The following is a 21,511-nucleotide window of genomic DNA, read 5'->3' on the forward strand; positions in this document are numbered from 1 at the left end:
TTAGAGGATAAGCCATGCCACGTTCTCTCAAGAAAGGTCCTTTTATTGACCTGCACTTGCTGAAGAAGGTAGAGAAAGCGGTGGAAAGCGGAGACAAGAAGCCCCTGCGCACTTGGTCCCGTCGTTCAACGATCTTTCCTAACATGATCGGTTTGACCATCGCTGTCCATAATGGTCGTCAGCACGTTCCAGTCTTTGTTACCGACGAAATGGTTGGTCACAAACTGGGTGAATTCGCACCGACTCGTACTTATCGCGGCCACGCTGCTGATAAAAAAGCGAAGAAGAAATAAGGTAGGAGGAAGAGATGGAAACTTTAGCTCAACATCGCCATGCTCGTTCTTCTGCACAGAAGGTTCGCCTTGTTGCTGACCTGATTCGCGGTAAGAAAGTGTCGCAGGCCCTGGACATCCTGACCTATACCAACAAGAAAGCTGCGGTATTGGTCAAGAAAGTACTGGAATCTGCCATTGCTAACGCTGAACACAACGATGGCGCTGACATCGACGATCTGAAAGTCGCGAAAATTTTCGTAGATGAAGGCCCAAGCATGAAGCGCATTATGCCGCGTGCGAAAGGTCGTGCAGATCGCATCCTGAAGCGCACCAGCCACATTACTGTGGTTGTGTCCGATCGCTGAGACTCTGGAGACTAGCAATGGGTCAGAAAGTACATCCTAATGGTATTCGCCTGGGTATTGTAAAACCATGGAACTCTACCTGGTTTGCGAACACCAAAGAATTCGCTGACAACCTGGACAGCGATTTTAAAGTACGTCAGTACCTGACTAAGGAACTGGCTAAAGCGTCTGTATCTCGTATCGTTATCGAGCGTCCAGCGAAGAGCATCCGTGTGACTATTCACACTGCTCGTCCTGGCATCGTTATCGGTAAGAAAGGCGAAGACGTAGAAAAACTGCGCAAGGTCGTAGCGGATATCGCTGGCGTTCCTGCACAGATCAATATCGCTGAAGTTCGTAAGCCTGAACTGGACGCTAAATTGGTTGCTGACAGCATCACTTCTCAGCTGGAACGTCGTGTTATGTTCCGTCGTGCTATGAAGCGTGCTGTACAGAACGCAATGCGTCTGGGCGCTAAAGGTATCAAAGTTGAAGTTAGCGGCCGTCTGGGCGGCGCGGAAATCGCACGTACCGAATGGTACCGTGAAGGTCGCGTACCGCTGCACACTCTGCGTGCTGACATCGACTACAACACCTCTGAAGCGCACACCACTTACGGTGTAATCGGCGTTAAGGTATGGATCTTCAAAGGTGAGATCCTGGGTGGTATGGCTGCTGTTGAACAACCGGAAAAACCGGCTGCTCAACCTAAAAAGCAGCAGCGTAAAGGCCGTAAATAAGGAGCGTCGCTGATGTTACAACCAAAGCGTACAAAATTCCGTAAAGTGCACAAAGGCCGCAACCGTGGTCTGGCGCAGGGTACGGATGTTAGCTTCGGCACTTTCGGTCTGAAAGCTGTTGGCCGTGGTCGTCTGACTGCACGTCAGATCGAAGCAGCACGTCGTGCAATGACCCGTGCAGTTAAGCGTCAAGGTAAGATCTGGATCCGTGTATTCCCGGACAAACCGATCACCGAGAAGCCGCTGGAAGTTCGTATGGGTAAAGGTAAAGGTAACGTGGAGTACTGGGTTGCCTTGATCCAACCGGGCAAAGTCCTTTATGAAATGGACGGTGTTCCGGAAGAGCTGGCCCGTGAAGCCTTCGGCCTGGCAGCAGCGAAACTGCCTATCAAAACCACCTTTGTAACTAAGACGGTGATGTAATGAAAGCAAAAGAGCTGCGTGAAAAAAGCGTTGAAGAGCTGAACGCTGAGCTGCTGAACCTGCTGCGTGAGCAGTTCAACCTGCGTATGCAGGCTGCAAGTGGCCAGCTGCAACAGACTCACCTGCTGAAGCAAGTGCGTCGCAATGTTGCACGCGTTAAGACTTTACTGACTCAGAAGGCGGGTGCGTAATGACCGATAAAATCCGTACTCTGCAAGGTCGTGTTGTTAGCGACAAAATGGAGAAATCCATTGTTGTAGCTATCGAACGTATTGTGAAACACCCGATCTACGGTAAATTCATCAAGCGTACGACCAAACTGCACGTACATGACGAGAACAACGAATGTGGTATCGGCGACAAGGTTGAAATCCGTGAATGCCGTCCACTGTCCAAGACTAAGTCCTGGACGCTGGTTCGCGTTGTAGAGAAAGCGGTTCTGTAATACAGTACGCCTTCTCAATACGAATAAACGGCTCAGCGATGAGCCGTTTATTTTTTCTACCCATATTGCAGAAGCGGTGTTATAATGCCGCGCCCTCGATATGGGGCTTTTTAACGGCTCTGATTTTAGAGTCTCAGGTAGTAGTTGACATTAGCGGAGCACTAAAATGATCCAAGAACAGACTATGCTGAACGTCGCCGACAACTCCGGTGCACGTCGCGTAATGTGTATCAAGGTTCTGGGTGGCTCGCACCGTCGCTACGCAGGCGTAGGCGACATCATCAAGATCACCATCAAGGAAGCAATTCCACGTGGTAAGGTCAAAAAAGGTGATGTGCTGAAGGCGGTAGTGGTGCGCACCAAGAAGGGTGTTCGTCGCCCTGACGGTTCTGTCATTCGCTTCGATGGTAATGCATGCGTTATTTTAAACAATAACAGCGAGCAGCCTATCGGCACGCGTATCTTTGGGCCGGTAACTCGTGAACTTCGTACTGAGAAGTTCATGAAAATTATCTCTCTGGCACCAGAAGTACTCTAAGGAGCGAATCATGGCAGCGAAAATCCGTCGTGATGACGAAGTTATCGTGTTAACCGGTAAAGATAAAGGTAAACGCGGTAAAGTAAAAAATGTTCTGTCTTCCGGCAAACTTGTCGTTGAAGGTATCAACCTGGTTAAGAAACATCAGAAGCCGGTTCCGGCCCTGAACCAACCAGGTGGCATCGTTGAAAAAGAAGCTGCTATTCAGGTTTCTAACGTTGCAATCTTCAATGCGGCTACCGGCAAGGCTGACCGTGTAGGCTTTAGATTCGAAGACGGCAAAAAAGTCCGTTTCTTCAAGTCTAACAGCGAAACTATCAAGTAATTTGGAGTAGTACGATGGCGAAACTGCATGATTACTACAAAGACGAAGTAGTTAAGAAACTCATGACCGAGTTTAACTACAATTCTGTCATGCAAGTCCCTCGGGTCGAGAAGATCACCCTGAACATGGGTGTTGGTGAAGCGATCGCTGACAAGAAACTGCTGGATAACGCAGCAGCTGACCTGACAGCAATCTCCGGTCAAAAACCGCTGATCACCAAAGCACGCAAATCTGTTGCAGGCTTCAAAATCCGTCAGGGCTATCCGATCGGCTGTAAAGTAACTCTGCGTGGCGAACGCATGTGGGAGTTCTTTGAGCGCCTGATCACTATTGCTGTTCCACGTATCCGTGACTTCCGTGGCTTGTCCGCTAAGTCTTTCGACGGTCGTGGTAACTACAGCATGGGTGTCCGTGAGCAGATCATCTTCCCAGAAATCGACTACGATAAAGTCGACCGCGTGCGTGGTTTGGATATTACCATTACCACTACTGCGAAATCTGACGAAGAAGGCCGTGCTCTGCTGGCTGCCTTTGACTTCCCGTTCCGCAAGTAAGGTAGGGTTACTGAATGGCTAAGCAATCAATGAAAGCACGCGAAGTAAAGCGCGTAGCTTTAGCTGATAAATTCTTCGCTAAACGCGCTGAACTGAAAGCGATCATTTCTGATGTGAACGCTTCCGACGAAGATCGTTGGAATGCGGTTCTCAAGCTGCAGTCTCTGCCGCGTGATTCCAGCCCGTCTCGTCAGCGTAACCGCTGTCGTCAAACAGGTCGTCCACATGGTTATGTGGGCAAGTTTGGGTTGAGCCGTATCAAACTGCGTGAAGCCGCTATGCGCGGTGAAGTGCCAGGCTTGAAAAAGGCTAGCTGGTAATTACCAATTGAATCACGGGAGTAAAGACAGATGAGCATGCAAGATCCGATCGCGGATATGCTGACCCGTATCCGTAACGGTCAGGCCGCGAACAAAGTTGCGGTCACCATGCCTTCCGCCAAGCTGAAAGTGGCAATTGCCAACGTGCTGAAGGAAGAAGGTTTTATCGAAGATTTTAAAGTTGAAGGCGACACCAAGCCGGAACTGGAACTTACTCTCAAGTATTTCCAGGGTAAAGCTGTTGTAGAAAGCATTCAGCGTGTCAGCCGCCCAGGCCTGCGCATCTATAAGAAAAAAGATGAGCTGCCAAAAGTTATGGCTGGTCTTGGTATCGCAGTTGTTTCTACCTCTAAAGGTGTTATGACTGATCGTGCAGCGCGCCAGGCTGGTCTTGGTGGCGAAATTATCTGCTACGTAGCCTAATCGGAGGAAAGAATGTCTCGTGTTGCTAAAGCACCGGTCGTTATTCCTGCCGGCGTTGATGTAAAAATCGACGGTCAGGTTATTACGATCAAAGGTAAAAACGGCGAGCTGACTCGTACCCTCAACAAAGCTGTTGAAGTTAAACATGCAGATAACGCTCTGACCTTCGGTCCACGTGATGGTTTCGTGGATGGATGGGCTCAGGCTGGTACCGCGCGTGCCCTGCTGAACTCAATGGTTGTTGGTGTTACCGAAGGCTTCACTAAAAAGCTTCAGCTGGTTGGTGTAGGTTATCGTGCAGCTATCAAAGGGAATGCAGTAGGCCTGTCTCTGGGCTTCTCACACCCTGTTGAGCATCCGCTGCCGGCCGGTATCACTGCAGAATGCCCGACTCAAACTGAAATCGTGCTGAAAGGCGCTGATAAACAGCTGATCGGTCAGGTTGCAGCAGATCTGCGCGCCTACCGTCGTCCTGAGCCTTACAAAGGCAAGGGTGTTCGTTACGCCGACGAAGTCGTGCGTACCAAAGAGGCTAAGAAGAAGTAAGGTAACACTATGGATAAGAAATCTGCTCGTATCCGTCGTGCGACCCGCGCACGCCGCAAGCTCAAAGAGCTGGGTGCAACTCGCCTGGTGGTACATCGTACCCCGCGTCATATTTACGCACAGGTAATTGCACCGAACGGTTCTGAAGTTCTGGTAGCTGCTTCTACTGTAGAAAAAGCTATCTCAGAACAATTGAAGTACACCGGTAACAAAGACGCCGCTGCAGCTGTAGGTAAAGCTGTTGCTGAACGCGCTCTGGAAAAAGGCATCAGCAATGTTTCCTTTGACCGTTCCGGGTTCCAATATCATGGTCGTGTCCAGGCACTGGCAGATGCTGCCCGTGAAGCTGGCCTTCAGTTCTAAGGTAGAGGTGTAAGATGGCTCACATCGAAAAACAGGCTGGCGAACTGCAGGAAAAGCTGATCGCGGTAAACCGCGTATCTAAAACCGTTAAAGGTGGTCGTATTTTCTCCTTCACAGCTCTGACTGTAGTAGGCGATGGTAACGGTCGCGTTGGTTTTGGTTACGGTAAAGCGCGTGAAGTTCCAGCAGCGATCCAGAAAGCGATGGAAAAAGCCCGTCGCAACATGATTAACGTCGCGCTGAACAACGGCACCCTGCAGCACCCAGTTAAAGGTGTTCACACGGGTTCTCGTGTATTCATGCAGCCAGCTTCAGAAGGTACCGGTATCATCGCCGGTGGTGCAATGCGCGCCGTTCTGGAAGTTGCTGGGGTTCATAACGTTCTGGCTAAAGCATATGGTTCCACCAACCCGATCAACGTGGTTCGTGCAACTATTGATGGCCTGGAAAATATGAATTCTCCAGAAATGGTCGCTGCCAAGCGTGGTAAATCCGTTGAAGAAATTCTGGGGTAATTGACCATGGCAAAGACTATTAAAATCACTCAAACCCGCAGTGCAATCGGTCGTCTGCCGAAACACAAGGCAACGCTGCTTGGCCTGGGTCTGCGTCGTATTGGTCATACCGTTGAGCGCGAGGATACTCCTGCTGTTCGTGGTATGGTCAACGCGGTTTACTTCATGGTTAAAGTTGAGGAGTAAGAGATGCGTTTAAATACTCTGTCTCCGGCCGAAGGCTCTAAAAAGGCGGGTAAACGCCTGGGTCGTGGTATCGGTTCTGGCCTCGGCAAAACCGGTGGTCGTGGTCACAAAGGTCAGAACTCTCGTTCTGGCGGTGGCGTACGTCGCGGTTTCGAGGGTGGCCAGATGCCACTGTACCGTCGTCTGCCGAAGTTCGGCTTCACCTCTCGCAAAGCAGCGATCACAGCGGAAATCCGTCTGTCTGACCTGGCGAAAGTTGAAGGCGGCGTTGTAGACCTGAACACGCTGAAAGCAGCAAACATTATCGGTATCCAGATCGAGTTCGCGAAAGTGATCCTGGCTGGTGAAGTTTCTACTCCGGTAACTGTTCGTGGCCTGCGTGTTACTAAAGGTGCTCGTGCTGCTATCGAAGCTGCTGGCGGTAAAATTGAGGAATAAGTAGCAGATGGCTAAGCAACCGGGATTAGATTTTCAAAGTGCCAAAGGTGGATTTGGCGAGCTGAAACGCAGACTGCTGTTTGTTATCGGCGCGCTGATTGTGTTCCGTATTGGCTCTTTTATTCCGATCCCTGGTATCGATGCCGCTGTACTTGCCAAACTGCTTGAGCAACAGCGAGGCACCATCATTGAAATGTTCAACATGTTCTCTGGTGGTGCTCTCAGCCGTGCTTCTATCTTCGCATTGGGTATTATGCCGTACATTTCGGCATCTATTATTATCCAGCTGCTGACGGTCGTTCATCCGGCCCTGGCAGAGTTGAAGAAAGAAGGGGAGTCTGGACGTCGTAAGATTAGTCAGTACACCCGTTACGGTACTCTGGTGCTGGCAATATTCCAGTCGATCGGTATTGCTACCGGTCTGCCGAATATGCCTGGTATGCAGGGCCTGGTGTTAAACCCGGGCTTTGCATTCTACTTCACCGCTGTTGTAAGTCTGGTCACAGGGACAATGTTCCTGATGTGGCTCGGCGAACAGATTACTGAGCGTGGTATCGGTAACGGTATCTCAATCATTATCTTCGCCGGTATTGTTGCGGGCCTCCCGCCAGCCATCGCCCACACTATCGAGCAAGCGCGTCAAGGCGACCTGCACTTCCTCCTGTTGCTGTTGGTTGCAGTATTAGTATTTGCAGTGACGTTCTTTGTTGTCTTCGTTGAACGTGGTCAACGCCGCATTGTGGTGAACTACGCTAAACGTCAGCAAGGTCGTCGTGTCTATGCTGCACAGAGCACACATTTACCGCTGAAAGTGAACATGGCGGGGGTTATCCCGGCTATCTTCGCTTCCAGTATTATTCTGTTCCCGGCGACCATCGCGTCATGGTTCGGGGGCGGTACTGGTTGGAACTGGCTGACAACAATTTCGCTGTATTTGCAGCCTGGGCAACCACTTTATGTGTTACTCTATGCGTCTGCGATCATCTTCTTCTGTTTCTTCTACACGGCGTTGGTCTTCAACCCGCGTGAAACAGCAGATAACCTGAAGAAGTCCGGTGCATTTGTACCAGGAATTCGTCCGGGAGAGCAAACGGCGAAGTATATCGATAAAGTAATGACCCGCCTGACTTTGGTTGGTGCGCTCTATATTACTTTTATCTGCCTGATCCCGGAGTTCATGCGTGATGCAATGAAAGTACCGTTCTACTTCGGTGGGACCTCACTGCTTATCGTTGTTGTCGTGATTATGGACTTTATGGCTCAAGTGCAAACTCTGATGATGTCCAGTCAGTATGAGTCTGCATTGAAGAAGGCGAACCTGAAAGGCTACGGCCGCTAATTGGTCGCCTGAGAAGTTACGGAGAGTAAAAATGAAAGTTCGTGCTTCCGTCAAGAAATTATGCCGTAACTGCAAAATCGTTAAGCGTGATGGTGTCATCCGTGTGATTTGCAGTGCCGAGCCGAAGCATAAACAGCGCCAAGGCTGATTATTTCGCATATTTTTCTTGCAAAGTTGGGTTGAGCTGGCTAGATTAGCCAGCCAATCTTTTGTATGTCTGTACGTTTCCATTTGAGTATCCTGAAAACGGGCTTTTCAGCATGGTGCGTACATATTAAATAGTAGGAGTGCATAGTGGCCCGTATAGCAGGCATTAACATTCCTGATCAGAAACATGCTGTGATCGCATTAACTTCGATCTACGGCGTCGGCAAGACCCGTTCTAAAGCCATTCTGGCTGCAGCGGGTATCGCTGAAGATGTTAAGATCAGTGAGCTGTCTGAAGAACAAATCGACACGCTGCGTGACGAAGTTGCCAAATTTGTCGTTGAAGGTGATCTGCGCCGTGAAATCAGCATGAGCATCAAGCGCCTGATGGATCTTGGTTGCTATCGCGGTTTGCGTCATCGTCGTGGTCTGCCAGTGCGCGGTCAGCGTACTAAGACCAACGCACGTACCCGTAAGGGTCCGCGCAAACCGATCAAGAAATAATCGGGGTGATTGAATAATGGCAAAGGCACCAGTTCGTGCACGTAAACGTGTAAGAAAACAAGTCTCTGACGGCGTGGCTCATATCCATGCTTCTTTCAACAACACCATCGTTACTATTACTGATCGTCAGGGTAACGCATTGGGTTGGGCAACAGCCGGTGGTTCCGGTTTCCGTGGTTCTCGCAAATCCACTCCGTTCGCAGCTCAGGTTGCAGCAGAGCGTTGCGCTGAAGCCGTAAAAGAATACGGCATCAAGAATCTGGAAGTTATGGTTAAAGGTCCGGGTCCGGGTCGTGAATCTACTGTTCGCGCTCTGAACGCCGCTGGTTTCCGCATCACGAATATTACTGATGTGACTCCGATCCCTCATAACGGTTGTCGTCCGCCGAAAAAACGTCGCGTATAACGCTCCGTTTTTTAGGTTAGTTGGAGATAGAAAATGGCAAGATATTTGGGTCCTAAGCTCAAGCTGAGCCGTCGTGAGGGCACCGACTTATTCCTTAAGTCTGGCGTTCGCGCGATCGATACCAAGTGTAAAATTGAACAAGCTCCTGGCCAGCACGGTGCGCGTAAACCGCGTCTGTCTGACTATGGTGTGCAGTTGCGTGAAAAGCAAAAAGTTCGCCGTATGTACGGTGTGCTGGAGCGTCAGTTCCGTAACTACTATAAAGAAGCAGCACGTCTGAAAGGCAACACAGGTGAAAACCTGCTGGCTCTGCTGGAAGGTCGTCTGGACAACGTTGTATACCGTATGGGCTTCGGCGCTACTCGTGCTGAATCACGTCAGCTGGTTAGCCACAAAGCAATCATGGTAAACGGTCGTGTTGTTAACATCGCTTCTTATCAGGTTAAAGCGAATGACGTTGTTAGCATTCGTGAGAAAGCGAAAAAGCAATCTCGCGTGAAGGCCGCTCTGGAGCTGGCTGAGCAGCGTGAAAAGCCAACCTGGCTGGAAGTTGATGCTGGCAAGATGGAAGGTACGTTCAAGCGTCAGCCAGAACGTTCTGATCTGTCTGCGGACATTAACGAACACCTGATCGTCGAGCTTTACTCCAAGTAAAGCTTAGTACCAAAGAGAGGACACAATGCAGGGTTCTGTGACAGAGTTTCTAAAACCGCGCCTGGTAGATATCGAGCAAGTGAGTTCGACGCACGCCAAGGTGACCCTTGAGCCTTTAGAGCGTGGCTTTGGCCATACTCTGGGTAACGCACTGCGCCGTATTCTGCTCTCATCGATGCCGGGTTGCGCGGTGACCGAGGTTGAGATTGATGGTGTACTTCATGAGTACAGCACCAAAGAAGGCGTTCAGGAAGATATCCTTGAAATCCTGCTCAACCTGAAAGGGCTGGCGGTGAGAGTTCAGGGTAAAGATGAAGTTATTCTTACTCTGAATAAATCTGGCATTGGCCCTGTGACTGCAGCCGACATCACCCACGACGGTGATGTTGAAATCGTCAAGCCGCAGCACGTGATCTGCCACCTGACCGATGAGAACGCAGCAATTAGCATGCGTATCAAAGTTCAGCGCGGTCGTGGTTATGTGCCGGCTTCTGCCCGAATTCATTCGGAAGAAGATGAGCGCCCAATCGGCCGTCTGCTGGTCGACGCATGCTACAGCCCTGTAGAGCGTATTGCCTACAATGTTGAAGCAGCGCGTGTAGAACAGCGTACCGACCTGGACAAGCTGGTCATCGAAATGGAAACCAACGGCACAATCGATCCTGAAGAGGCGATTCGTCGTGCGGCAACCATCCTGGCAGAACAACTGGAAGCTTTCGTTGACTTACGTGATGTACGTCAGCCGGAAGTGAAAGAAGAGAAACCAGAATTCGATCCGATCCTGCTGCGCCCTGTTGACGATCTCGAATTGACTGTCCGCTCTGCTAACTGCCTCAAGGCAGAAGCTATCCACTATATCGGTGATCTGGTACAGCGTACCGAGGTTGAGTTGCTGAAAACGCCGAACCTGGGTAAAAAATCTCTTACTGAGATTAAAGACGTGCTGGCTTCACGTGGTCTGTCTCTGGGCATGCGCCTGGAAAACTGGCCACCGGCAAGCATTGCTGACGAGTAACCGGATCACAGGTTAAGGTTTTACTGAGAAGGATAAGGTCATGCGCCATCGTAAGAGTGGTCGTCAACTGAACCGCAACAGCAGCCATCGCCAGGCTATGTTCCGCAACATGGCAGGTTCACTGGTTCGTCATGAGATCATCAAGACGACCCTGCCTAAAGCGAAAGAGCTGCGTCGCGTAGTTGAGCCGCTGATTACTCTTGCCAAGACTGACAGCGTTGCTAATCGTCGTCTGGCATTCGCCCGTACTCGTGATAACGAGATCGTGGCAAAACTGTTTAACGAACTGGGCCCGCGTTTCGCGAGCCGTGCCGGTGGTTACACTCGCATTCTGAAGTGTGGTTTCCGTGCAGGCGACAACGCGCCGATGGCTTACATCGAGCTGGTTGATCGTTCAGAGAAAGCAGAAGCTGCTGCAGAGTAATCTGCAGTAACGTAAAAAAACCCGCCTCGGCGGGTTTTTTTATATCCGCGATATCCCCACTTCTCTACAATGCCTGTATCAATTCTGTTCATCCTCTGGAGCTGGTAATGTGGTTGCTCGACCAGTGGGCAGAACGCCATATTCGCGATGCCCAAAAAAAAGGTGAATTCGACGATCTTCCGGGACGCGGCGAACCCCTTGTGCTTGACGATGACTCGCACATTGCACCTGAACTACGGGCGGGCTACCGTTTACTGAAAAATGCAAGCTGTCTCCCTCCGGAACTTGAACAGCGCAGAGAGGCTGTTGAACTGGCCGATCTGCTGAAAGGGATCCGTCAGGACGATCCGCGACATTCTGAACTGAGCCGCCGTCTGGCCCTGCTTGAACTTAAGCTGCGCCAGGCAGGAATGAGCACTGACTTTCTGCACGGTGAATACGGTGAAAGCTTGTTGCGGAAAATTAACGAGGAGTAGTTATGTACCGTATCGGTGAACTTGCGAAGCTCGCTAACGTCACGCCGGATACCATCCGATATTACGAAAAGCAGCAGATGATCGACCATGAAGTCCGTACTGAAGGTGGCTTTCGACTTTATACCGATAACGATCTGCAGCGCCTGCGGTTTATTCGTTATGCGCGCCAGCTCGGTTTCACATTAGACTCGATCCGCGAGCTATTATCGATCCGCATCGATCCGGCACATCACACCTGCCAGGAGTCTAAAAGCATTGTGCAGGCCCGGCTGGATGAAGTAGAAGCACGCATCCAGGAACTGCAAACCATGCAGCGCTCTCTGCAAAGGCTGAATGATGCTTGTTGCGGCACGGCCCACAGCAGTATTTATTGTTCCATACTGGAAGCCCTTGAACAGGGGGCCAGTGGAGAAACCGGGGACTGTTGATTTTTAGTCCATCCGGATCTAGACTCCCGTCGTCATAAACCATGCTCAGGAGAATTTATGAGCCGCTATCAGCACACGAAAGGACAGATAAAAGACAATGCCATTGAGGCACTACTTCACGACCCGCTATTCAGACAACGTGTTGAGAAGAACAAAAAAGGGAAAGGGAGTTATCTGCGTAAAGACAAGCATGCAAAACGGGGTAACTGGGAGGCCAGTGGCAAACAAGCGAATCGCTTATTTACCACTGGCCTCCCTGCTTTAAGCTTTCGATTAAACGCGGTTGTTCTGCTCTTTTAACAGATCGCGAATCTCACTCAGCAGCACTTCTTCTTTTGTAGGTGCAGGCGCCGCTGCCGGCTCTTCTTTTTTACGGTTCAGCTTATTGATCAGCTTGATAGCCATAAAAATGGCAAACGCCACAATCACGAAATCAAATACGTTCTGAATAAATACGCCGTAGTGCATCACGACTGCCGGAACATCACCTTGTGCTTCACGCAGCGTGAAAGCGAATTGTTTGAAATCAATGCCCCCGATCAGCAACCCTAAAGGTGGCATGATAATGTCGGCCACTAATGATGAAACAATCTTGCCGAATGCCGCACCAATAATGACACCCACTGCCAAATCCACCACGTTTCCGCGCATCGCAAATTCGCGAAATTCTTTAATAAAACTCATTTTGTTCTCCTTGTGCCAGCTGACGACTATAAGTTTAACAAATGATTAGCTAATTGCCATTCGGGATAATTAAACGTTATGAAAAATAAAAGGCACAGAAATGAAAAGGATAAAGGGCGGGTGCACTTTTTCAGGCACCCGACACATTAAAGGAAGAATGGGCTGGGCTGGAATAAACGTTCGACGTCGGTAATAAACTTTTTATCGGTAAGGAACATAATAACGTGATCGCCTTGCTCAATACGTAAATTATCATTGGCAATCATGACATCATTTCCGCGCACGACGGCACCGATAATCGTTCCCGGTGGCAGCTTAATTTCGTCTATCGAACGGCCCACGACGCGTGACGTGGTTTCATCTCCGTGCGCCACGGCTTCGATGGCTTCCGCGACACCGCGGCGGAGCGATGACACCCCGACAATATCGGCTTTACGCACATGGCTCAGGAGCGCGGAAATGGTCGCCTGCTGAGGTGAAATGGCAATATCAATGACGCTGCCCTGCACCAGATCAACGTATGCCCGACGCTGGATAAGCACCATGACCTTTTTGGCCCCCATGCGTTTGGCGAGCATGGCGGACATTATATTCGCTTCATCGTCGTTGGTGACGGCAATAAAGAGATCAACTTGATCAATATGCTCTTCAGCCAGTAATTCCTGATCGGACGCATCGCCATAAAATACGATCGTATTTTGCAGTTTTTCCGCCAGTTCAGCAGCACGCTGCTGATCGCGCTCGATCAACTTCACGCTGTAATCTTTTTCCAGCCGGTGTGCCAGACCTGCACCGATATTGCCGCCGCCGACTAGCATAATGCGTTTATAGGGTTTTTCGAGACGCTGAAGTTCACTCATCACCGCACGAATATGCTGTGAAGCGGCAATAAAGAAGACTTCGTCACCGGCTTCGACAATCGTGGAGCCCTGCGGGCGGATTGGCCTGTCGTGACGGAAAATGGCTGCGACGCGCGTATCGATATGCGGCATGTGCTCGCGCATGGTGGAAAGCGCATTGCCGATCAATGGCCCGCCGTAATAGGCCTTAACGACGGCCAGGCTCACTTTACCTTCGGCAAAATTCACTACCTGCAGGGCGCCCGGATATTCGATCAGACGGTAGATATTATCGATAACCAGCTGCTCTGGGGCGATGAGATGATCAATAGGGACCGCTTCTGAGTTAAACAGCTTCTCAGCATCGCGGACATAGTCCGGAGAACGGATGCGCGCGATTCGGTTTGGCGTGTTGAAAAGCGAGTAGGCCACCTGACAGGCCACCATATTGGTTTCGTCAGAACTGGTCACCGCAACCAGCATATCGGCATCGTCAGCGCCCGCCTCACGAAGAACGCGCGGGTGCGAACCATGGCCCTGTACAACGCGCAGGTCAAATTTGTCCTGCAAAACACGCAGGCGATCGCCGTTGGTATCCACGATGGTGATGTCGTTGTTTTCGCCAACCAGGTTTTCCGCCAGCGTTCCGCCAACCTGTCCTGCGCCCAGAATGATAATCTTCATATCTCGTGACCTGTTCTCAACATCACTCTTTGATTAGCTTAGCGTAAAAGAAGCCATCACCCTCTTCTGCACCCGGCAGATTCTGCTGACCCGGGCGTTCAGGCGTTCCCGTATCGCGCAGCGCCGCGTCCGGGGTACGTTTAAGGAAGGCCGCGATTTGCTGACTATTTTCTTCAGGAAGTACCGAGCAGGTCGCATACACCAGCGTGCCGCCGGGCTTGAGATGCGGCCAGATGGCGTCGAGGATGTCGGATTGCAGCTGGGCAAGTTCGTTAATATCACGATCGCGGCGCAGCCACTTGATATCCGGATGACGACGAATCACGCCGGTTGCAGAGCAGGGGGCATCCAGCAAAATGCGATCGAATTGTGTTTCACCACACCATTCTGCGGGTTTGCGTCCATCGCCTTGCTTAACCTGCGCCTTCATGCCCAGGCGCTTGAGGTTGTCATAGACGCGTGAAAGACGCTGCTCATCAACATCCACTGCCATCACGCTGGCCTGCGGAGCCACTTCAAGAATATGCGTTGTTTTGCCCCCTGGTGCGGCGCAGAGATCGAGGATCTGCTCACCGTTTTGGGGTTCAAGCCAGGTCATGCAACCCTGAGCAGAAGCATCCTGTACCGTTACCCAACCCTCTTCAAAGCCGGGTAATGCATGTACCGGTGCAGGCGATGCTAAGCGCACGGCATCAGGATATGCGTCATGGGTGAAGCCGCTCATTCCCGCTTCTTCGAGTAATGCCAGCCATGCGTCACGGGTGTGGTGATTACGATTCACGCGTAACCACATTGGCGGACGCTGGTTGTTGGCATCGGCAATGTCCTGCCACTGCTGCGGATAAGCTTTTTTCAGGCGCTTCAACAGCCAGTCCGGATGCAGGAAGCGCGCTTCGTTTTGGGCAAATTCAGCCAGAAGCTCATCCTGCTGTCGCTGGAACTGGCGCAATACGCCGTTGATCAGCCCTTTCAGCTGAGGACGTTTAATCGAAACGGCACCTTCCACCGTCTCTGCCAGCGCGGCGTGAGGTGGGATGCGGGTATGAAGAAGCTGATAAAAACCCACCATAATCAAATAATGTACGGTACGCTGCTTGCCCGTCATTGGGCGGGACATCAGCTTATTAATCAGCCACTCAAGCTGAGAGAGTGTGCGCAGGACGCCAAAGCAGAGCTCCTGAAGCAGGGCTTTATCTTTATCAGAAACTTTTTGCTGCAGGGGAGGCAGGACGTTACTCAATGACTGGCCCTGCTCGATAACCTGCTCGACGGCCTGGGCCGCCATACTGCGTAGATTTTGTTTTTTCATAACCGTAAAAATAAAAATGCCCGGAAACACCGGGCCTTAAGAATAAATTTGCTCAGGCAAGGCGATTGCCCGGGATAAACCATTCACGACGGGAATTTAACAGATCCTGAGCGCTCATGGCTTTCTTACCGGCCGGTTGGAGCGATTCAAGATTCAAAATCCCTTGGGCAGTCGCCACCTGGATACCGTTCTTGCTGGCATCAATAATCGTACCGGGTTCCGCCGTCGTCGCACCGCTAATGACGGAGGCCTTCCAGACTTTTACTGGCTGCTCATCAATTTCCATCCAGCTCATTGGCCACGGATTAAAAGCGCGAATGCAGCGTTCAAGTTGAGCGGCGGACAGGGACCAGTCGATACGCGCTTCTTCTTTGCTCAGCTTTTCGGCGTAGGTTACCAGCGCGTCATCCTGAACTTCCGGTTTTGCCGTATTGTCAGCAAGCTGCTGAAGCGTCTCGATAAGACCTTGTGGGCCAAGGTCTGCCAGTTTGTCATACAGCGTGGCGCTGGTATCGTCTGGCGTAATGGGGCAGGCCAGTTTATACAGCATGTCGCCGGTGTCTAAACCTACGTCCATCTTCATGATGGTCACGCCCGTTTCGGCATCACCCGCCCACAGCGCGCGCTGGATAGGAGCTGCACCACGCCAGCGTGGGAGCAGAGACCCATGCACGTTGATACAACCCAGGCGCGGCATATCAAGCACGGCTTTTGGCAGAATTAAACCGTAAGCCACCACCACCATTACGTCGGCATTCAGGTCAGCAACCAGCTGCTGATTTTCCTGTGGGCGCAGCGATGCGGGCTGAAAAACGGGAAGCCCATGCTCTTCTGCCAGCACTTTGACCGGGCTCGGCATCAGTTTTTTGCCGCGACCAGCAGGACGGTCCGGCTGGGTAAAGACGCCTACAACCTGGTGACCAGACGATAGCAGCGCGTCAAGATGACGCGCTGCAAAATCAGGGGTTCCCGCGAAGATAATACGTAGTGTTTTAGACACGATGATCCTTGTATCCGGGGGGACGTTATGCGCGAGAACGCAAACGATCCAATTTCTCTACTTTCTGACGAATACGCTGCTGTTTCAGCGGCGAGAGATAATCGATAAACAGTTTACCGACCAGGTGATCCATCTCATGCTGAATACAAATTGCCAGCAGGTCGTCTGCCTCCAGTTCGAACGGATTACCGTCACGATCCAGGGCGCGAATTTTCACTTTTTCGGCACGAGGCACTAACGCACGCTGTTCAGGAATAGACAGACAGCCTTCCTCAATACCGGTTTCGCCACTCTTTTCGAGCAGCTCAGGGTTGATCAGCACCAGGCGGCCATCGCGATTTTCCGAAACATCAATCACGATAATACGCTTGTGAATGTCCACCTGCGTCGCCGCCAGGCCAATGCCTTCTTCGGCGTACATGGTATCGAACATATCATCAACGATACGCTGGATTTCTGCATTCACTTCTTTGACCGGTTCAGCGACGATGCGAAGGCGCTCGTCCGGAATATGTAACACTTGCAAAACTGCCATAAATTTCCAGAGTCGTGTTCAGGAGTTGATAAGAATACTCCCTCTATTCTAGACAAATCCCCCATCGATTGACAGCATCAGTGACCAATCGCAATGATTGCGGAGAGCGCTTATGGCAGGGGAAAGGATGACGTCTACCGAGATTTGGCTACGGCTCATGCACACAGGTTCTCTGTGTGGTGATGTCATGGTGGAAGCGGCTGCACGATTGCAGAGGCAGGAAGGCATCGATACGCTTGTCTTAAGAAATGCTGGACTGACAGCAAAGCAGGCTGAACGGTTCGTTGCGTTCGATGAGAGTGAGCTGGAACGTAGCCTGATATGGCTTGAGCAGCCGGGACATCATTTATTAACGGCCAATCATTCCCTTTATCCCCCTCTACTCCGCACGATCCCTGACTATCCCGGGGCTTTATTCATAAAAGGTAACCCTGAGACGCTTAATACCGTTCAGCTGGCGGTGGTAGGGAGTCGTGCGCCGTCATGGTACGGCGAGCGATGGGGGAAAATCCTGTGCGAACAACTTTCACATAGTGGTTTCACGATTACCAGCGGGCTGGCCTGTGGTATTGACGGCGTTGCCCACAGCGCGGCGCTGTCAGTAAAAGGACGAAGTGTCGCGGTGCTGGGGAACGGTCTTTTTAGCATTTACCCACGCCGGCATCAGGCATTGGCGATGCGGCTTATTGAGTCTGACGGCGCGATAGTGTCTGAGTTTCCGCTTTCCGCGCAGCCCCGACCGGCAAACTTTCCGCGTCGTAATCGCATCATCAGCGGCCTTAGCAAAGGCGTGCTGGTGGTCGAAGCCGCGCGGCGAAGCGGTTCGCTGGTCACGGCACGGTGCGCGCTCGAACAGGGGCGAGAAGTCTTCGCCTTGCCAGGCCCGATAGGTAATCCCGGATGCGAGGGACCGCACTGGCTGATTAAGCAGGGGGCAACACCAGTAACGGAAGTCGGGGACATTCTTGAAAATTTGCAATATGGGCTGCAATGGCTGCAGGAAGATCCCGAAAAGCGACAATATTCATCAGATCAGGGAAAGGTGGCATTGCCATTTCCCAAGCTCCTGGCTAACGTAGGAGATGAGGTAACACCTGTTGACGTTGTCGCTGAACGTGCCGGCCAACCTGTGCCAGTAACGGTAGCACAGCTACTCGAACTGGAGTTAGCAGGGTGGATCGCAGCTGTACCCGGCGGCTATGTCCGATTAAGGAGGGCATGCCATGTTCGACGTACTGATGTATTTGTTTGAGACTTACATCCATAACGAAGCAGAAATGCGAGTGGATCAGGACAAGTTGACACAGGATCTTACCGATGCGGGATTTGAGCGGGAAGATATCTACAATGCGTTGATGTGGCTGGAAAAACTGGCTGATTATCAGGAAGGCCTTGCCGAACCGATGCAGCTTGCTTCTGACCCATTGTCTGTACGCATTTATACCGCTGAAGAGTGTGAACGGCTGGACGCCAGCTGCCGGGGATTCATTTTATTCCTTGAGCAGATTCAGGTGCTAAACCTCGAAACGAGAGAAATGGTGATAGAGCGCGTCATGGCGCTGGATACGGCAGAATTTGAACTGGAAGATCTCAAGTGGGTGATCCTGATGGTTCTGTTTAATATCCCGGGCTGTGAAAATGCCTATCAGCAAATGGAAGAATTACTCTTTGAAGTGAATGAAGGTATGCTGCACTAATTCAATGTGCAGCACCAAGAGTTGTTATGGCCAAATCAGCACTGTTCACGGTGCACAAAAACGAGCCCTGCCCGCAGTGCGGGGCTGAACTTGTTATTCGGTCCGGGAAACACGGCCCGTTTCTCGGTTGTTCTCACTATCCGGAATGTGATTATGTTCGTCCTCTGAAAAGCCAGGCGGATGGACATATCGTCAAAATTCTGGAGGGCCAGTTGTGCCCTCTCTGCGGTGGCGAACTCGCGCTACGCCAGGGGCGTTTCGGCATGTTTATTGGATGTAGCCGCTACCCGGAATGTGAACATACGGAACAAATTGATAAGCCTGATGAAACGGCAATTGCCTGCCCTCAGTGTCAGCGCGGTCAGCTGGTACAGCGCCGTTCCCGTTATGGTAAGACCTTCCATTCGTGCGATCGCTACCCTGACTGCCAGTTCGTTATCAATTTTAAGCCGGTAGCGGGAATCTGCCCTCATTGCAATTATCCGCTACTGATAGAGAAGAAAACCGCGCAAGGCATGAAACGCTTCTGCGCCAGTAAACAATGTGGAAAGCCGGTAACGGCGGATCAATATAGTGAATAATAACCTGCCATCAGGCTCCATTGCCCATGCAGTGGACGTACTGAAAAATGAAGAAGTCATCGCCTATCCAACTGAAGCTGTTTTTGGGGTCGGTTGCGATCCTGACAGCGAGACGGCTGTGAGCCGTCTGCTTACCCTGAAACAAAGACCCGTCGAGAAAGGACTGATTTTGATCGCTGCGAATTACGAGCAGCTTAAGCCCTATATTGATGACTCTATGCTAACCCCAGCACAGCGCGAGACAATCTTCTCCGTATGGCCTGGACCGGTCACCTTTGTCTTCCCGGCGCAGCCGACAACCCCGCGCTGGTTAACCGGACGCTTTGATTCCCTTGCTGTTCGGGTCACTGACCATCCGCTGGTGGTGGAGTTGTGCATGGCATTTGGTAAACCACTGGTCTCAACCAGCGCCAACCTGACCGGGCAGCCGCCATGTCGGACAACCGAAGAAGTGCTGGCGCAGTTCGGGAATGACTTCCCTGTCGCTGTCGGTGAAACGGGAGGGCGCCTGAATCCATCTGAAATTCGCGACGCTTTGACCGGCGAACGTTTTCGCCAGGGGTAATCTCATGGAAACCTATGCTGTTTTTGGTAATCCCATTGCACACAGCAAGTCACCGTTGATCCATCAGCAGTTCGCGGAGCAGCTGCAGATAGATCACCCCTATGGTCGCGCACTGGCGCCAGTGGATGCCTTTATCCCTACGCTTGAGGCCTTTTTCGCCGCGGGGGGCAAAGGCGCGAATGTGACGGTCCCGTTTAAAGAAGAAGCCTTCGAACGTGCGGATGAGCTGACCGAACGCGCTTCACTTGCTGGTGCAGTCAATACCCTAAAACGGCTTGAGGATGGACGCCTTCTGGGGGACAACACCGACGGGATTGGTTTACTCAGCGATCTGGAAAGACTCTCCTTTATCAAGCCCGGATTCCGAATCCTGCTGATTGGCGCGGGTGGCGCATCGCGGGGCGTTTTGTTGCCTCTGCTTTCACTGGACTGTTCGGTGACCATCACGAACAGAACCTTTTCCCGGGCAGAAGCGCTGGCGGCGTTGTTTGCGCATACCGGCAGCGTGAGCGCGGTAGCGCTTGACGATCTTGCCGAACGTGATTTCGATCTTGTCATTAATGCCACATCCAGCGGCATCAACGGTGAGATCCCGGCGATCCCCGCTTCGCTGGTCAGTGCGCATATGTACTTCTATGACATGTTCTATCAGAAAGGGAAGACGCCTTTCCTGAACTGGTGTGAACAACACGGCGCGAAACAGTTAGCCGATGGGCTGGGAATGCTGGTGGGGCAGGCTGCGCATGCGGTGCTGCTCTGGCACGGCGTGTTGCCTGCGGTCGAGCCGGTCATTGAAAAGCTAAAGCAGGAGCTTTCGGCGTGAATCAGGCTATTCATTTCCCGGACAGAGAGAGCTGGGATGAGCATAAACAAGCGGTCTGTTTTCCGGTGCTGGTGCAGGGCATGCAACTTACCTGCGCCATCCATGGAGAAACGCTGTTGCATCGTTTTGGCGGCACAGACCCGCTAGCGGTATTTTGCGAAAATCGCTGGGATCTTGAAGAGGAAGCCAGCGATTTAATCCGCGAACAGCAGGAAGACGATCAGGGCTGGGTTTGGTTATCCTGATCCAGATAGTCATTCTTCCATTTTACGTAGTTGTTCGCCGAGTATTTTAATCCTTCGATCTCTGCCTCCTTAAGGGGGCGGATCTGTTTTACCGGACTTCCCAGATAGAGATAACCGCTCTCCAGCCGTTTGTTCTGCGGAACCAGGCTACCGGCACCAATCATTACGTCATCTTCTACTATGACGCCATCCAGCAAAATCGACCCCATGCCAACAAGGACGCGATTTCCGATCGTGCAGCCGTGGAGCATCACTTTATGGCCGACGGTAACATCCTCTCCAATGATGAGGGGATTACCCTCGGGGTTATAGGAGGATTTGTGCGTGACATGCAGAACGCTACCGTCCTGAATGTTGGTACGTGCACCAATCGACACATAGTTAACATCTCCCCTGATGGCGACGAGCGGCCAGATGCTGACATCTTCGGCCATTCGCACATCACCAACGACCACGCTGCTGGCATCGATCATCACGCGATCGCCTTTTTGGGGGAACAGATCTTTATAAGGACGCAATACTTCAGACATATCTACCTCTAAGAATGAGCGCTATACAGAAGACTTTGATCGTATTAATGGATCGAGGCAAGGCAAAATACGTCAATATTTAAGCAGATCGGGCGGGATTTCAGCGAAAAGCGCGGAAAATCAGCAGTCGGAAAAAAAGATCTAAAAAATACTTGTGCTAAAAATTGGGATCCCTATAATGCGCCTCCATC

38 protein-coding genes are annotated in these 21,511 nt (G+C 51.5%); 32 read left to right on the forward strand and 6 right to left on the reverse strand.

The genetic code is table 11. The features are described 5' to 3' along the window. Positions 1-14: 14 nt before the first annotated feature. The 26 genes from rpsS to ACMGGE_RS18840 all read left to right on the forward strand — a co-directional run bounded on the left by rpsS (position 15) and on the right by ACMGGE_RS18840 (position 12,128). Complete coding sequence (rpsS, locus tag ACMGGE_RS18715) at positions 15-293, forward strand: 30S ribosomal protein S19 (protein WP_001138117.1); 279 nt, start codon at positions 15-17, stop codon at positions 291-293. A 14-nt stretch (positions 294-307) separates the two neighbouring features. Continuing rightward, on the forward strand, positions 308-640 hold the full coding sequence (gene rplV / locus ACMGGE_RS18720) for a 50S ribosomal protein L22 (RefSeq protein WP_002919773.1): 333 nt from the start codon (positions 308-310) through the stop codon (positions 638-640). A gap of 17 nt (positions 641-657) precedes the next feature. Next, a complete protein-coding gene (gene rpsC, locus ACMGGE_RS18725) occupies positions 658-1,359 on the forward strand; it encodes a 30S ribosomal protein S3 (RefSeq protein WP_000529945.1) in 702 nt (233 codons plus the stop codon). Between the two features lie 12 nt (positions 1,360-1,371). Then, complete coding sequence (gene rplP, locus ACMGGE_RS18730; protein WP_002919759.1) at positions 1,372-1,782, forward strand: 50S ribosomal protein L16; 411 nt, start codon at positions 1,372-1,374, stop codon at positions 1,780-1,782. Continuing rightward, positions 1,782-1,973, forward strand: coding sequence for a 50S ribosomal protein L29 (rpmC, locus tag ACMGGE_RS18735; RefSeq protein ID WP_003863282.1), 192 nt, complete (start codon positions 1,782-1,784; stop codon positions 1,971-1,973). Before rplP ends, rpmC begins: the two co-directional genes overlap by 1 nt. Then, positions 1,973-2,227: a 30S ribosomal protein S17 gene (rpsQ, locus tag ACMGGE_RS18740; RefSeq protein WP_008503489.1), complete on the forward strand. Its 255-nt coding sequence runs from the start codon at positions 1,973-1,975 to the stop codon at positions 2,225-2,227. The genes rpmC and rpsQ overlap by 1 nt, the downstream gene beginning before the upstream one ends. Positions 2,228-2,393: 166 nt before the next feature. Further along, positions 2,394-2,765 (forward strand): 50S ribosomal protein L14, encoded by a 372-nt coding sequence (gene rplN, locus ACMGGE_RS18745; RefSeq protein WP_002919748.1) that lies wholly within the window; start codon positions 2,394-2,396, stop codon positions 2,763-2,765. Between the two features lie 10 nt (positions 2,766-2,775). Beyond that, the gene (gene rplX / locus ACMGGE_RS18750) at positions 2,776-3,090 is read left to right on the forward strand and encodes a 50S ribosomal protein L24 (protein ID WP_003863287.1); all 315 of its coding nucleotides are present in this window, start codon (positions 2,776-2,778) and stop codon (positions 3,088-3,090) included. Positions 3,091-3,104: 14 nt separating this feature from the next. Then, on the forward strand, positions 3,105-3,644 hold the full coding sequence (gene rplE / locus ACMGGE_RS18755) for a 50S ribosomal protein L5 (protein WP_001096202.1): 540 nt from the start codon (positions 3,105-3,107) through the stop codon (positions 3,642-3,644). Between the two features lie 14 nt (positions 3,645-3,658). Continuing rightward, positions 3,659-3,964 carry a 30S ribosomal protein S14 gene (rpsN, locus tag ACMGGE_RS18760; RefSeq protein ID WP_003863291.1) on the forward strand — a complete coding sequence of 102 codons (306 nt, stop codon included), beginning with the start codon at positions 3,659-3,661 and terminating at the stop codon, positions 3,962-3,964. A 30-nt stretch (positions 3,965-3,994) separates the two neighbouring features. After that, positions 3,995-4,387, forward strand: a complete 393-nt coding sequence (rpsH, locus tag ACMGGE_RS18765; RefSeq protein ID WP_006178918.1) for a 30S ribosomal protein S8 — start codon at positions 3,995-3,997, stop codon at positions 4,385-4,387. Positions 4,388-4,399: 12 nt separating this feature from the next. Further along, positions 4,400-4,933 (forward strand): 50S ribosomal protein L6, encoded by a 534-nt coding sequence (rplF, locus tag ACMGGE_RS18770; protein ID WP_003863296.1) that lies wholly within the window; start codon positions 4,400-4,402, stop codon positions 4,931-4,933. A 9-nt stretch (positions 4,934-4,942) separates the two neighbouring features. Beyond that, complete coding sequence (rplR, locus tag ACMGGE_RS18775; protein ID WP_003863297.1) at positions 4,943-5,296, forward strand: 50S ribosomal protein L18; 354 nt, start codon at positions 4,943-4,945, stop codon at positions 5,294-5,296. Between the two features lie 14 nt (positions 5,297-5,310). Continuing rightward, positions 5,311-5,811 carry a 30S ribosomal protein S5 gene (gene rpsE, locus ACMGGE_RS18780; protein ID WP_003863299.1) on the forward strand — a complete coding sequence of 167 codons (501 nt, stop codon included), beginning with the start codon at positions 5,311-5,313 and terminating at the stop codon, positions 5,809-5,811. Between the two features lie 6 nt (positions 5,812-5,817). Further along, positions 5,818-5,997 carry a 50S ribosomal protein L30 gene (rpmD, locus tag ACMGGE_RS18785; RefSeq protein ID WP_003863301.1) on the forward strand — a complete coding sequence of 60 codons (180 nt, stop codon included), beginning with the start codon at positions 5,818-5,820 and terminating at the stop codon, positions 5,995-5,997. Positions 5,998-6,000: 3 nt separating this feature from the next. After that, positions 6,001-6,435, forward strand: coding sequence for a 50S ribosomal protein L15 (rplO, locus tag ACMGGE_RS18790; RefSeq protein ID WP_003863304.1), 435 nt, complete (start codon positions 6,001-6,003; stop codon positions 6,433-6,435). 7 nt (positions 6,436-6,442) lie between these two features. Then, complete coding sequence (gene secY / locus ACMGGE_RS18795; protein ID WP_003863305.1) at positions 6,443-7,774, forward strand: preprotein translocase subunit SecY; 1,332 nt, start codon at positions 6,443-6,445, stop codon at positions 7,772-7,774. 31 nt (positions 7,775-7,805) lie between these two features. Beyond that, the gene (gene rpmJ / locus ACMGGE_RS18800; RefSeq protein WP_000868187.1) at positions 7,806-7,922 is read left to right on the forward strand and encodes a 50S ribosomal protein L36; all 117 of its coding nucleotides are present in this window, start codon (positions 7,806-7,808) and stop codon (positions 7,920-7,922) included. A 146-nt stretch (positions 7,923-8,068) separates the two neighbouring features. Continuing rightward, on the forward strand, positions 8,069-8,425 hold the full coding sequence (rpsM, locus tag ACMGGE_RS18805; protein ID WP_003863308.1) for a 30S ribosomal protein S13: 357 nt from the start codon (positions 8,069-8,071) through the stop codon (positions 8,423-8,425). 16 nt (positions 8,426-8,441) lie between these two features. Then, positions 8,442-8,831 (forward strand): 30S ribosomal protein S11, encoded by a 390-nt coding sequence (rpsK, locus tag ACMGGE_RS18810; protein ID WP_003863312.1) that lies wholly within the window; start codon positions 8,442-8,444, stop codon positions 8,829-8,831. Positions 8,832-8,864: 33 nt separating this feature from the next. Then, positions 8,865-9,485, forward strand: a complete 621-nt coding sequence (gene rpsD, locus ACMGGE_RS18815) for a 30S ribosomal protein S4 (protein WP_004868345.1) — start codon at positions 8,865-8,867, stop codon at positions 9,483-9,485. 25 nt (positions 9,486-9,510) lie between these two features. Next, entirely contained in the window at positions 9,511-10,500 is a 990-nt protein-coding gene (locus ACMGGE_RS18820) for a DNA-directed RNA polymerase subunit alpha (RefSeq protein WP_002919219.1), read from the forward strand. A gap of 40 nt (positions 10,501-10,540) precedes the next feature. Further along, positions 10,541-10,924: a 50S ribosomal protein L17 gene (gene rplQ / locus ACMGGE_RS18825; RefSeq protein ID WP_001216368.1), complete on the forward strand. Its 384-nt coding sequence runs from the start codon at positions 10,541-10,543 to the stop codon at positions 10,922-10,924. Between the two features lie 107 nt (positions 10,925-11,031). After that, on the forward strand, positions 11,032-11,400 hold the full coding sequence (locus tag ACMGGE_RS18830) for a DUF1992 domain-containing protein (RefSeq protein WP_420294045.1): 369 nt from the start codon (positions 11,032-11,034) through the stop codon (positions 11,398-11,400). A gap of 2 nt (positions 11,401-11,402) precedes the next feature. Next, positions 11,403-11,828 carry a Zn(2+)-responsive transcriptional regulator gene (zntR, locus tag ACMGGE_RS18835; RefSeq protein WP_420294046.1) on the forward strand — a complete coding sequence of 142 codons (426 nt, stop codon included), beginning with the start codon at positions 11,403-11,405 and terminating at the stop codon, positions 11,826-11,828. Between the two features lie 57 nt (positions 11,829-11,885). Then, positions 11,886-12,128, forward strand: a complete 243-nt coding sequence (locus ACMGGE_RS18840; protein ID WP_045909530.1) for an alternative ribosome-rescue factor A — start codon at positions 11,886-11,888, stop codon at positions 12,126-12,128. Here ACMGGE_RS18840 and mscL read toward each other — a convergent pair. The 5 genes from mscL to def all read right to left on the reverse strand — a co-directional run bounded on the left by mscL (position 12,102) and on the right by def (position 16,879). Continuing rightward, a complete protein-coding gene (gene mscL, locus ACMGGE_RS18845) occupies positions 12,102-12,512 on the reverse strand; it encodes a large-conductance mechanosensitive channel protein MscL (RefSeq protein WP_025759210.1) in 411 nt (136 codons plus the stop codon). The two genes, ACMGGE_RS18840 and mscL, sit on opposite strands and share 27 nt — an antisense overlap. Positions 12,513-12,658: 146 nt before the next feature. After that, positions 12,659-14,035 carry a Trk system potassium transporter TrkA gene (trkA, locus tag ACMGGE_RS18850; protein ID WP_025759209.1) on the reverse strand — a complete coding sequence of 459 codons (1,377 nt, stop codon included), beginning with the start codon at positions 14,033-14,035 and terminating at the stop codon, positions 12,659-12,661. Positions 14,036-14,057: 22 nt separating this feature from the next. Continuing rightward, entirely contained in the window at positions 14,058-15,344 is a 1,287-nt protein-coding gene (gene rsmB, locus ACMGGE_RS18855; protein WP_262802723.1) for a 16S rRNA (cytosine(967)-C(5))-methyltransferase RsmB, read from the reverse strand. A 52-nt stretch (positions 15,345-15,396) separates the two neighbouring features. Further along, positions 15,397-16,344 (reverse strand): methionyl-tRNA formyltransferase, encoded by a 948-nt coding sequence (gene fmt / locus ACMGGE_RS18860; protein ID WP_048030956.1) that lies wholly within the window; start codon positions 16,342-16,344, stop codon positions 15,397-15,399. Positions 16,345-16,369: 25 nt separating this feature from the next. After that, positions 16,370-16,879 carry a peptide deformylase gene (def, locus tag ACMGGE_RS18865; RefSeq protein WP_008503479.1) on the reverse strand — a complete coding sequence of 170 codons (510 nt, stop codon included), beginning with the start codon at positions 16,877-16,879 and terminating at the stop codon, positions 16,370-16,372. A gap of 127 nt (positions 16,880-17,006) precedes the next feature. Between def and dprA the strand changes: the two genes are divergently transcribed. From dprA to ACMGGE_RS18895, 6 genes are read left to right on the forward strand one after another with little or no spacing between them, the layout of a single operon-like run. Further along, positions 17,007-18,131 carry a DNA-protecting protein DprA gene (gene dprA / locus ACMGGE_RS18870; protein ID WP_048030966.1) on the forward strand — a complete coding sequence of 375 codons (1,125 nt, stop codon included), beginning with the start codon at positions 17,007-17,009 and terminating at the stop codon, positions 18,129-18,131. Further along, a complete protein-coding gene (gene smg / locus ACMGGE_RS18875) occupies positions 18,103-18,576 on the forward strand; it encodes a DUF494 family protein Smg (protein WP_008503477.1) in 474 nt (157 codons plus the stop codon). Before dprA ends, smg begins: the two co-directional genes overlap by 29 nt. A gap of 26 nt (positions 18,577-18,602) precedes the next feature. Next, positions 18,603-19,157: a type I DNA topoisomerase gene (locus ACMGGE_RS18880; protein ID WP_045909528.1), complete on the forward strand. Its 555-nt coding sequence runs from the start codon at positions 18,603-18,605 to the stop codon at positions 19,155-19,157. Beyond that, on the forward strand, positions 19,150-19,722 hold the full coding sequence (tsaC, locus tag ACMGGE_RS18885; RefSeq protein ID WP_420294047.1) for an L-threonylcarbamoyladenylate synthase type 1 TsaC: 573 nt from the start codon (positions 19,150-19,152) through the stop codon (positions 19,720-19,722). Before ACMGGE_RS18880 ends, tsaC begins: the two co-directional genes overlap by 8 nt. Positions 19,723-19,726: 4 nt before the next feature. Continuing rightward, complete coding sequence (gene aroE / locus ACMGGE_RS18890; protein WP_420294048.1) at positions 19,727-20,545, forward strand: shikimate dehydrogenase; 819 nt, start codon at positions 19,727-19,729, stop codon at positions 20,543-20,545. Next, entirely contained in the window at positions 20,542-20,790 is a 249-nt protein-coding gene (locus tag ACMGGE_RS18895) for a DUF1488 domain-containing protein (RefSeq protein WP_023345007.1), read from the forward strand. The genes aroE and ACMGGE_RS18895 overlap by 4 nt, the downstream gene beginning before the upstream one ends. Here ACMGGE_RS18895 and ACMGGE_RS18900 read toward each other — a convergent pair. After that, positions 20,766-21,320, reverse strand: a complete 555-nt coding sequence (locus tag ACMGGE_RS18900; protein WP_045909525.1) for a gamma carbonic anhydrase family protein — start codon at positions 21,318-21,320, stop codon at positions 20,766-20,768. The genes ACMGGE_RS18895 and ACMGGE_RS18900 overlap by 25 nt on opposite strands. Between the last annotated feature and the right edge of the window lie 191 nt (positions 21,321-21,511).

The sequence above is a fragment of the Enterobacter sp. BNK-22 genome (genome assembly GCF_048684805.1).
GTDB classification, from domain to species: Bacteria; Pseudomonadota; Gammaproteobacteria; order Enterobacterales; family Enterobacteriaceae; genus Enterobacter; species Enterobacter quasiroggenkampii.